Source organism: Ethanoligenens sp., from assembly GCF_047718355.1.
Classification (GTDB): domain Bacteria; phylum Bacillota; class Clostridia; order Oscillospirales; family Ethanoligenentaceae; genus Ethanoligenens.
The window spans coordinates 1-10,915 of record NZ_JBDNLG010000096.1 but is presented as its reverse complement, the minus strand read 5'-3'; the positions used below and the strand labels follow the sequence as shown (position 1 = coordinate 10,915).

Annotated in this window: 8 protein-coding genes; all 8 read left to right on the top strand. The window is 54.3% G+C overall.

Annotation, left to right across the window (positions count from 1 at the left end):
- The first annotated feature begins 51 nt into the window (after nt 1–51).
- Nucleotides 52–741, top strand: coding sequence for a GTP-binding protein (locus ABF463_RS12275; RefSeq protein ID WP_415533940.1), 690 nt, complete (start codon nt 52–54; stop codon nt 739–741).
- Between the two features lie 2 nt (nt 742–743).
- A complete protein-coding gene (locus tag ABF463_RS12270) occupies nt 744–1,763 on the top strand; it encodes an ATP-binding cassette domain-containing protein (protein ID WP_415533938.1) in 1,020 nt (339 codons plus the stop codon).
- Nucleotides 1,764–1,896: 133 nt separating this feature from the next.
- Nucleotides 1,897–2,667, top strand: coding sequence for a Rossmann-like domain-containing protein (locus ABF463_RS12265; RefSeq protein WP_415533936.1), 771 nt, complete (start codon nt 1,897–1,899; stop codon nt 2,665–2,667).
- A 454-nt stretch (nt 2,668–3,121) separates the two neighbouring features.
- The gene (glmU, locus tag ABF463_RS12260) at nt 3,122–4,522 is read left to right on the top strand and encodes a bifunctional UDP-N-acetylglucosamine diphosphorylase/glucosamine-1-phosphate N-acetyltransferase GlmU (RefSeq protein ID WP_415533934.1); all 1,401 of its coding nucleotides are present in this window, start codon (nt 3,122–3,124) and stop codon (nt 4,520–4,522) included.
- A gap of 103 nt (nt 4,523–4,625) precedes the next feature.
- Nucleotides 4,626–5,585, top strand: a complete 960-nt coding sequence (locus ABF463_RS12255; RefSeq protein WP_415533932.1) for a ribose-phosphate pyrophosphokinase — start codon at nt 4,626–4,628, stop codon at nt 5,583–5,585.
- A gap of 74 nt (nt 5,586–5,659) precedes the next feature.
- Nucleotides 5,660–6,286, top strand: coding sequence for an aminoacyl-tRNA hydrolase (pth, locus tag ABF463_RS12250; protein WP_415533930.1), 627 nt, complete (start codon nt 5,660–5,662; stop codon nt 6,284–6,286).
- A gap of 13 nt (nt 6,287–6,299) precedes the next feature.
- The gene (mfd, locus tag ABF463_RS12245; protein ID WP_415533928.1) at nt 6,300–9,830 is read left to right on the top strand and encodes a transcription-repair coupling factor; all 3,531 of its coding nucleotides are present in this window, start codon (nt 6,300–6,302) and stop codon (nt 9,828–9,830) included.
- Nucleotides 9,827–10,915, top strand: a 1,089-nt coding sequence (locus ABF463_RS12240) for an O-antigen ligase family protein (RefSeq protein ID WP_415533926.1), incomplete at its 3' end; no start/stop codon positions are given. The genes mfd and ABF463_RS12240, both read left to right, overlap by 4 nt.

Here is a 10,915-nt window from a genome sequence, read left to right as displayed (position 1 = left end):
AGATTATATCAAAAAGAGACTGCGTCGTGTTCGCACGGGGAGGAAAGAAACATGCAAATGGTCACAGTGGCAGGGCCGCCTTCATCCGGTAAGACATCGGTCATTCTGCAATTAGCGAACTGCCTGTGCCCTAAAGGGCTGCGAATGGGCGTGGTAAAATTTGATTGTCTGATGTCGTTTGATCAGTTGCGGTATGAGGAAGCTGGCATCCCCATTACGGTGGGGCTTTCCGGAAAAGTCTGTCCGGACCATTTTTTCATCAGTAATGTGCTGGGTGCGGTCGACTGGGGGCAGCGAAGAGGGTTTGACCTGCTCATCACCGAAAGCGCCGGACTGTGCAACCGCTGTTCGCCTCATATCCGGGATGTGCTGGCGGTATGCGTCATCGATTGCCTGTCTGGCGTGCAGACACCGCGAAAGATTGGCCCCATGCTCAAGTTTGCTGATGTTGTGGTCATTACAAAAGGAGATATCATTTCGCAGGCTGAACGAGAGGTATTCCGTTTTAATGTTCGTCAGGTCAACAGCATGGCGCACATCCTGTTTCTCAACGGTATTACCGGTCAGGGGGCGTTCATGCTTGGGAAACATGTGGAAGCCGCCCCGCCGGTGGGCACCCTGCGGGAAAAACAACTGCGTTTTACCACCCCCGCATCCGTTTGCTCGTATTGTACGGGCGAGACGAAGATCGGTGAAAACTACCAGATGGGCATGTTGAAAAAAATGGATTTTGGGGGATAGGGATGGGTTTTGAAGAACTGGTCGACACCAAAACAGTGGGCGAAATTATTGGGCTGTATCCAATCGCGCACGACTTTTTTGTCAATTACAATTTGAATGACCTGCCTCTGGACCGTACATTTTCTGCGGCGGTAACGACCATGCCGGGCGAAAGCCTGGAGGAATTCGGGTTGACGCCGTCCGGTATGCGTGAGCAGCTGCTCACGTTTCTGGAAACCATGATGGGGGCGGAGACTTCCTTTGGCGAAGTGCGTGCCCTCACTATTCGCGGCGGAAAAAACAAAGCCGGTGTATCTGAAGAGGTAGAACTGACCATTCGGGCAGGGCAGACCGTCAGCATCGTCGGCCCCACGGGTTCGGGCAAGAGCCGCCTGCTCGGCGATATCGAGTGTATTGCCCAGGGGGACACTCCCACCGGTCGGCAGATTCTCATCAATGGGCAGGCACTCGATGATGAAGCACGTTTTGAAATGGACGGCGTGCTTGTGGCGCAGCTTTCGCAGAATATGAATTTTGTCATGGATCTTACCGTGGCCGAGTTTTTGGAACTGCACGCCAAGAGCCGTTTTTGTGCAAAGCCGGATGAGGTCTGCGCGCAATGCTTTACAACCGCCAACGAACTGGCGGGTGAAACATTTTTAGAGCAAACCAAGGTGACACAGCTTTCGGGCGGACAGTCGCGCGCACTGATGATTGCGGACACTGCCTATATGAGCGCATCCCCCATTGTCCTCATCGACGAGATCGAAAACGCGGGGGTAGACCGCAAACGCGCAATCCGCTTGTTGGCGCGCAGAGAAAAAATTGTACTTATCTCTACGCATGATCCCATTCTCGCGCTTAATGCGGATATGCGTATTGTCATCAAAAACGGCGGCATCCATAAAATCATTGAAACGTCGCCGGAAGAAAAAGAGAGTCTTGCCAGCATCGAGGTGATGGACAATACCTTACAGGCTGTACGCAATCGGCTGCGCATGGGCGAACGGATTGTATCGTGTGATATGGAAACACTCAAATAGAAATGTATCCGGCAACGAAATATTTGCCGTTTAGCACAGATGAAAACGGAGAGCTGTGGATGGTTTACTGTGGCCAATCACAGACAATTTTCTTCTGAGAAAAGCGGGCAGCCGTAGAAGGAGAATGAAAGATATGTGGGACTTGTATGATGCGCTGATAGACGGGATTCCATCCGCCTGCGTAGTGGATGATGTGCTCTGCGGCGCGTATGCTGCGGTGGTACGCAGCGGGGAGGGCACCGGTCTGTGTATGCTGTCCGAATTGGAGACCCGTCCACCCTTGTTTCCCCACAAACGACCGGGGACATCTTTGCGGGAATTGGCATCATGTGTGAAATCGTGGAACTATGTGGAGGCAAGCATCGGGCAGGCGGCTATCAATGCCTATTACAATGCGGTACCCGTTGCACAGGGCAACGGCGTGGATGTTTCTGCCGCACGCTATGTAGAGGACAGAAAAAACGACCCGTTCATCGCATACCAGCAGGCCATCCGCGGGCAGAAGGTGGCGGTCGTTGGGCACTTTCACTTGCTTGAGGAATTGTTTGCACCGGTGTGCGAACTCTACATATTGGAAGACCAGCCGGAAGAGGACGGCGACTATCCCTGTACCGCCGCCGAATACATCTTGCCGCAATGCGCCTATGTTTTCATCACATGTGGTGCGTTAACGGATAAATCGTTCCCTCGTTTTTTAGCGCTGTCCCAAAAAGCATATGTGGTGGTGGTCGGACCGTCCACCCCGATGGCACCTGTACTGTTTGATTATGGCGTGAACGATCTTGCCGGCTTCGTTGTGAAAGATGGACAAATGGCAGTTGAAATCTGTGCGGGGCGTGAAACCAGCAAAATCTACGCAACCGGTCAAAAGGTAAGTTTGAAAACGGCGGCTACTCCACGGTGAACATGTGGATTCACATGACTTGATATGTACGAATATAATGAAACTTCCTATAACAAAACACACAGCCCTGCAGACGGCGTATGGCCGTTTACGGGGCTGTGTGTTTTTAGCTGATGAAAGCCGGTGAGACGGTTGTTGTGGATATCCCGCGCTACCGTGGCTGGAAGATGACGGTGTCTGCCGAGGCAGTTCTTGAATCGGTTTCATTTGTATCGTCTTTTTATTTCTGTCATTTTCATTACTGTGTTGATTATACATATTTATGTATCTTTTCTTTTGAGAATGATAGCGTATGGGTTGCTGTTTGGTATTTGGCTGGGAAGCAGGGGCTTGAAATTTGGCTTTAAAACTGCGATAATAAAAGAACACAGATGTTCTTTTATTCGGCGGTGAAAAAAACCGCCGCGTTTTGGTATGCGATAAAAATGGGAAAAGCCACTGGAGGGCCTGATAGATGGAACATACAGCCGCGGTTATACTGGCGGCGGGCGAAGGCAAACGGATGCATTCGTGCCGCCCGAAAGTGTTGCAGGAAGTGCTGTTTAAACCAATGATTGACTGGGTGCTGGACGCAGCGGCGGATGCGGGCATTTCCTCGGTATGCGTGGTCACGGGTTTTGGTCGCGAGCAGCTGGAAGCGCGCCTTGCCGGACGTTGCGCATGTGCGGTGCAGGAAAAGCAGCTTGGCACCGGTCACGCGGTTCTGGCGGCGGAGGCGTTTCTTAAAACACAGGCGCCGCAGGATGTGGTCGTGCTTTATGGGGACGTCCCGTTTCTGGATGCCGCTATTCTGAAAGACGCGTATGCCGTGCATCGGCAGAATGGCAACGCCGTGACACTGATCACCGCACGGCTGGATGACCCGCACGGGTATGGGCGTATTGTCCGCGATGAAAAAGGCAATGTATTGCGCATCGTGGAGGAAAAGGATGCGAATGAGGAGCAGCGCCGTATCCGCGAAGTGAATTCCGGTGCATACTGGTTTCGCACAGATGCGCTGCTTACCGCGCTTGCTGCGCTGGGTAATGAAAACGCGCAGGGAGAATATTATCTGACCGACACAGTAGAAATTCTTGCTGGACAAGGGCAGCGGGGCGGCATCTATGTTTTGCCGAATGCGTATGCAATGGCGGGCGCGAATGATCGCAGGCAACTGGCGGCGCTAAATGCCATTGCGCGTCGGCAGAAGCTGGACGCACTCTATGACGCGGGTGTAGAAATCGTGGATGAATCGGGCGTAATCGTGGGTCCGGATGTGCAAATTGGGCACGATACGCGCTTGCTGCCAGGAACCATTCTGCGCGGTTGCACAACGGTGGGAAAGGGATGTTTGCTGGGGCCGAATACGCTGCTGGAGGACTGTGCGGTGGCGGACGGCGCGGTCATCAACGCCTCACAGGCATATCATGCAGCTATCGGGTCGGGCGTGACCGTTGGACCGTTTTGTCATTTGCGTCCGGGTACGCATTTGGAGGAAAAAGTACATGTGGGCGACTTTGTGGAATTGAAAAACACCCATATTGGAGCAGGTACCAAAGTGCCGCATCTTTCCTATGTCGGAGATGCGGATGTGGGCGCGGGGGTCAATTTTGGCTGCGGCTGCGTGACTGCCAATTATGACAGCCTGCACAAGCACCGTACCACAGTGGGCGATCATGCATTCATTGGCTGCCACACAAACCTGATTGCGCCGGTCACAGTAGGGGAGAATGCGTTCACTGCCGCCGGCTCTACCATTACAAAGGATGTGCCGGACGCGTCGCTGGCTGTCGAACGTGCCAAACAGGTGAATTTGAATGGCTGGGTTCGCCGTCGCCATCCGGAGCGGTTCCCAGAAAACAAAGAAAACAGATAAAACAATGCTGCGCTGTGGGGCGTGGTTCCACTTTAGCGGCGCAGTCAGGCCGATATGCCGCTTATACCGGCATCCATAACAAAAGATGAAAAAGAGGGAAGACATGAATTTGCATGGCAAGGATATCCGAATATTTTCGGCAAACGCAAACCCCGGTGTGGCGGAGGGAATATCCACTGCACTTGGCCTGCCGCTGGGGCACGCGGAGGTCGGAGAGTTTTCGGACGGGGAAAGTTCCGTCTCTATTTTTGAATCCGTACGCGGTTCGGATGTGTTTGTGGTGCAATCCACCTGCGCGCCGGTCAACGACCATTTGATGGAACTGCTTATCATGCTGGATGCACTCAAACGCGCATCGGCGGGGCGTATTACCGCCGTGATGCCGTATTTTGGCTATGCAAGACAGGACCGAAAAGCCAAGGCACGCGATCCTATTTCCGCCAAGTTGGTCGCCGATTTGATCATCGCGGCGGGAGCCGACCGGTTGCTCACCATGGACTTGCACGCCCCGCAGATTCAGGGATTTTTCGATATTCCGGTCGATCATCTGCTGGGTGTGCCGGTCTTGGCGCCGCATTTCCAGCAGAAATTCGCACACTGCCTTGACGAAATTTGTGTGATGTCACCTGATCTCGGTTCGGTTACGCGCGCGCGAAATTTTGCAGACCGCATCGACGCACCGCTTGCCATTGTGGATAAGCGCCGTCCCAAAGCCAACGAATGTCAGGTCATGCACATCATCGGTGACGTGCGGGACAAACGGGTCATCATCGTGGATGACATGGTGGATACGGCCGGTACACTGGTAAACGCCGCGAAGGCCGCTGTGGAGATTGGCGGTGCAAAAGAAGTTTACGCTTGCGCGACGCACGGCGTTCTTTCCGGCCCTGCTATGGAACGGCTGGAAAATAGCTATATCAAAGAACTGGTACTGTTGGATACTGTGCCTGTTCCCATGGAAAAACGCGGCACACGGGTTGTGATGCTCCCCTGCGCGCCTGTTTTTGCCAAAGCTGTAGAACGCATTTATTCAGACAAATCGGTTTCCATGCTGTTTGTCTAAATTCCGCCCTTAGGGTCTGGAACGGGCGCTGCCTGTGAGGATGTTTCTGCGCGGAAAGCATGGAGGAATAAAAGTTGATCGATAAAATGGGGCTGCTGTTTGCCAGCCTGCATCAGGAGACATCCGGCGGTGCGCCGGAATGGATTGTGGCAGGCCTCGGCAATCCGGGCGCACAATATGAAGGGACGCGGCATAACGCCGGGTTTGCGGCGCTGAATATGCTGTCGGCCAAAATCGGCGTGCGTATCGAGCGCGCAAAATTTAAAAGTATGTGCGGCACTGGGCGGATTGCGGGCAAGCAGGTGTTGCTGCTTAAACCGCAGACATTTATGAACCTCAGCGGGGAGGCCGTGGCGGCGGCGGCGCATTTTTACAAATTGCCCATGTCCCATGTGCTGGTGCTGTTTGACGATATTTCCCTGCCGGTCGGCAAGCTGCGGGTGCGCCGGAAAGGCTCGGCGGGAGGACATAACGGTATCAAGAGCATCATTGAGGAAAGTGGCACGTCCGATTTTCCCCGTATTAAGCTCGGCGTGGGTGACAAACCGCGCCCCGATTACGATTTGGCTAATTGGGTGCTGGGACGGTTCTCGCAAGATGACCGTCCGCTGTTTGCACAATCATTGGAACGTGCGGCAGATGCAGTGGAAGAATTGCTAAAAAACGGCGTGGGCAGCGCCATGAATCTTTACAACGCGTAAAAAGGGTGATCTTTTGCAGTTTTTAGCGGATATTTTCCGGCAACTGCCCGCTTATCGTGATCTGGAGGCGTCGGTGAAAGCCGGCGTTCTGCCGGTGGCGGTGACGGGTCTTGCCGGCGTGCATAAAGCACAACTTGTTTACGCACTCTGCCGCCATACCGGACGACGGGCGCTTTTGCTTGCGGCTGATGAACAGGAAGCCGCGCGGATGCGTGACGATCTGGATCATTTTTTCGGCGGTGGTATCTTGCTTTGTCCCGCGCGAGACCTCACTTTGCGGCCGGTCGAAAGTGTCTCACGCGAGTTTGAACATGAGCGCCTGCGGGTGCTGGGTCGGATGGCGGCGGGCGACTATCAGGTCGTCATTGCTTGTGCGGATGCTGCTATGCAGCTTACAATGCCCAAGGAGATTTACCAGTCCCGCAGTCTGCCCGTAGAAAGCGGCAAAACGCTGCCGCCCCAAAAAGCGGTGGATCTCTTGCTCGCGGCGGGCTATGTCCGCACAGAGCAGGTGGAGGGGATGGGGCAGTTTGCCATGCGGGGCGGCATTTTGGATTTTTTCCCACCGCAGGAAGCGGCGCCGGTTCGGGTGGAATTCTGGGGTGACGAGCCGGATACCGTCATGTATTTTGATCCGGAGACCCAACGGCGCACCGAACCCGCTGTTGACATACGTATCACGCCTGCCGTCGAGATTGGTTTTGCACCGGATGACCTGCAAAACGCTATCCGACGATTGCTGGATGGATCGTCCGGCAAGGCGCGCGCCAGTTTTGAAAAAGATTTGGAACGGCTGGAAAGCGGGATTGCCGTAGCGGCAACCGACCGCTATCTTTCACTATGCTATACACAGCCTGCTTCGTTGTTTGACTATGCGGATGACGCACTGTTGTTTGTAAGTGAGTCGGCACGCGTGCGGGATCGCGCCAAAAATACGCTTTGGCAGTCGAGCGAGGATGTGTCCGCACTGCTGGCGGAAGGTATCCTGACCCCCGGGCTGGACACGTATTACCTCGAGTGGCCGCAAGTTTTGCAGCGGATGGACCGGCAAGGAGCGGTGCTGCTGGATACCTTTGCGCGCGCGTCGTACGAGACGACGGTGCGCGGACACTTGCAAATGGTCTCTAAACAGTTTTCACTTTGGAGCGGGGGAGTGGCCTTGCTCAAAGAGGATTTGATGCCTGCGTTGGATGCGGGCGGGCGTGCCGTAGTGCTGGCGGGCACGGCCAAAAACAGTGAAAATCTTGCGAAAGAACTGAGTAAAGAGGGCATTGCCGCCGCTTTTGCACAGGATGAGCAAGACGCTGAACTGCCCATGCCGGGCAGTGTGCTGGTTTTACCCGGCAAGTTGTCTGCCGGACTCGCTTATCCGGACATTGGGTTTTCCCTGTTCAGCTATGGCGGACAGGCTTCTGTTACCGGACAGCGTCTGCACCGTAAGCGAAAAAGTAAGCACGCAGGCGAACGTATCCGCAGCCTTGCGGAACTGTCTCCGGGGGATTATGTGGTACATTCCGCTCACGGCATCGGTGTGTACGAAGGTATCCATAAGCTGACAGTACAAGGTGTTATCAAGGATTACATCAAAATTCGCTATGCGGGCAGGGATACCCTCTATGTGCCGGTCACGCAGCTAGATTTGGTTTCCAAATATATCGGTACGCGCGAGGACGGCCATGTCCGCCTGAATAAAATGGGCGGCACCGAGTGGCAGAAAGCCAAGAATCGTGTGCGCGCTGCCGTCAAGGATATGGCAAAGGAGCTGATTGCGCTCTACGCGGCTCGGCAGCAGGTGAAGGGCGTTACATTCCAGCAGGACGATGCAATGCAGCGTGAGTTTGAAGATCGCTTTGAATTTGATGAGACGGATGACCAACTGCGCTGTGTGGAGGAAATAAAGGGCGACATGCAGCGTCCGTTCCCCATGGATCGTCTGCTTTGTGGGGATGTGGGCTTCGGCAAAACGGAAGTGGCGCTGCGTGCAGCGTTCAAATGTGTAGAGAACGGCAGGCAATGCGCCATTTTGGTGCCAACAACGATTCTTGCATGGCAGCATTATCAGACTATCACGCGCCGCATGGAAGGGTTTCCCGTGCGGTTGGGCCTGCTTTCCCGTTTCCGCACGCCGCACGAGCAGCAGCAAACCTTGCGGGAGATGGCGCAAGGTTCAGTGGATATCGTTGTAGGTACGCACCGACTGGTGCAAAAAGATATCCGTTTTAAAAGCCTTGGTTTGCTCGTTGTGGACGAGGAGCAGCGATTTGGCGTTGCACAGAAAGAAAAACTGAAAGAACTGTTCAAAAATGTGGATGTGCTGACACTCTCGGCTACGCCTATTCCGCGTACACTGAATATGGCGATGTCCGGCATTCGGGACATGTCGGTCATAGAGGAGGCACCACAGGACCGGCATCCTGTGCAGACCTATGTGCTGGAGCATGACTGGGGCGTGTTGGCAGATGCGGTGCATCGGGAACTGCGGCGCGGCGGACAGGTGTACTACCTGCATAATCGCGTGGAGAGTATCGAAAGCACGGCGGCAAAGCTACACACGCTCATTCCTGACGCACGTGTGGGAGTGGCACACGGGAAAATGGATGAGGACACCCTTTCACGCGTGTGGGAAAAACTGCTTGGTAATGAGCTGGATGTATTGGTCTGTACCACCATCATCGAGACCGGGGTGGATGTGCCAAACTGCAACACGCTTATCATCGAGGATGCCGACCATATGGGGCTGTCGCAGTTGCATCAAATACGCGGACGGGTGGGACGTTCTACCCGTCGGGCGTTTGCCTATTTTACATTCCGACGCGGAAAAGCCCTTTCGGATATTGCAACCAAACGGCTGGAAGCCATTCGCGAATATACCGAGTTCGGTGCGGGTTTTCAAATTGCGCTGCGTGATTTGGAAATCCGCGGTGCAGGGAATATTCTCGGTTCTCAACAGCATGGGCATATGGAGTCGGTGGGATACGACATGTATCTCAAACTGCTGAGCGACGCAGTGCTGGAGGAAAAAGGTGAAAAACCGGCACGTGAGGAAGAATGTATGGTGGATATTCAGATTTCCGCTCACATTCCGGAAAGCTATATCGCCAGTGCGGGGCAGCGTTTGGAAACCTATAGACGTATTGCGGATATTCGCAGCACGGCCGACGAAAGCGATGTGCTGGACGAGCTGATTGACCGGTACGGCGACCCACCTGATGCAGTGCGCAGTCTGGTGGATGTGGCATTGCTGCGGAACACGGCCGCCGCGCTGGGCATTCGGGAGATTGCACAACGTGAAAATGTGCTGATGCTTTATGCAACGCAGTTTGACATGCAGGCGGTTTCACGGTTGGTAGGTGCATTGCGTGGCCGGGTGATGGTCAATGCCGGTCAGAAACCGTATATCTCGGTCAAGATGAAAACAGGGCAGTCCCCAATCGACGGGATGCGGGAAACGCTGGGAACACTTTTGGCAGAGCCGGAAACGGCGGCCGGTGGCTCTGCTAAAAAACAGAAGACCGCGGTAAAAGCGGCGGAGGGCATAAGATGAGAAAATATATTGCCCGTGTGCGGGACTGGGTGCAGTTGTTTTCATGGGAACAACGGGTCATTTTATGCAGTTTGCTTGTTCTGTTTGTGCCGTACCCGTATGGCGGTATCGGCGTCGGTTTGGCGGGCATTTTGACGATTATCCTCATGATTGTGCGCAGAAAGACTTTTGCGCGTAAAGGTCTTTGGCTCGTGCCGATCTGGGCCGCACTTACACTGCTGGTGACCGCGCATTATTATGATGGTTATGGGTTCTGGGTGTTTGCATATTTTCTGCTTATTCTCGCGTTCGGCGCTTTAGTGCGCACCTATCGTTCGGATGCGCTCACACATGCAGCTTTGGGCATTTTGGCGGCAACCAGTCTCATTGCGTGTGCCGTAGCGGTTGTGCAGGTGGTTTTTGACTTTTCGGTTTTCTCTGATCGCGCGTCTTCCACTATGTTCAACCCCAATTTTTACGGGTTTATCTGCGAACTGATTGCATTGGCTAGTGTTTGGGCGGTGATGCAGGGGCTTCGCCCACGGTGGTTGTTTTGGGCTGCGATTCCTGTTAATCTGTTGGGAATTTTTCTTTCCGGCTGTCGGTCAGCGTGGCTGCCGGTAGGGGCGGGAGTGCTGCTCCTGCTGCTGCTGACAGGGCGGAAACGTGCGTTCGGCGTAGGCATGGGTATTGGCGCTGTGATAGGAGCGGCGCTTTGGCTGTTTCCCAAGATCGTTATGCCCCGCGCGGCGAATTTCGACCATTCCCGTTATTTACGGCAGATTATCTGGGCTGAGGCGTGGAAGATTTTTACCGCCCATCCCATTGTGGGCGGCGGTTTTCTGGCTTACCAGTTTTTTTCTATCGATGCCGGGGAAGCGTTCCGTGTCCATGCACACAATCTGCCGCTGGACATGCTGGTCAATTTCGGCGTGGTGGGTATGCTACTGCTCTGTGCCTATTGTATTCCCGCGATGGTGCGGCGGGCAAAGCAATATCGTCAGGACCCCAGCGTACCGTTGTTTTTTGCGGTCCTGTTGGCGACCGTCATCCATGGCGTGACTGATGTGCCGCTGTTGGGCATCCAAAGCGGCCCAGTGCTGATG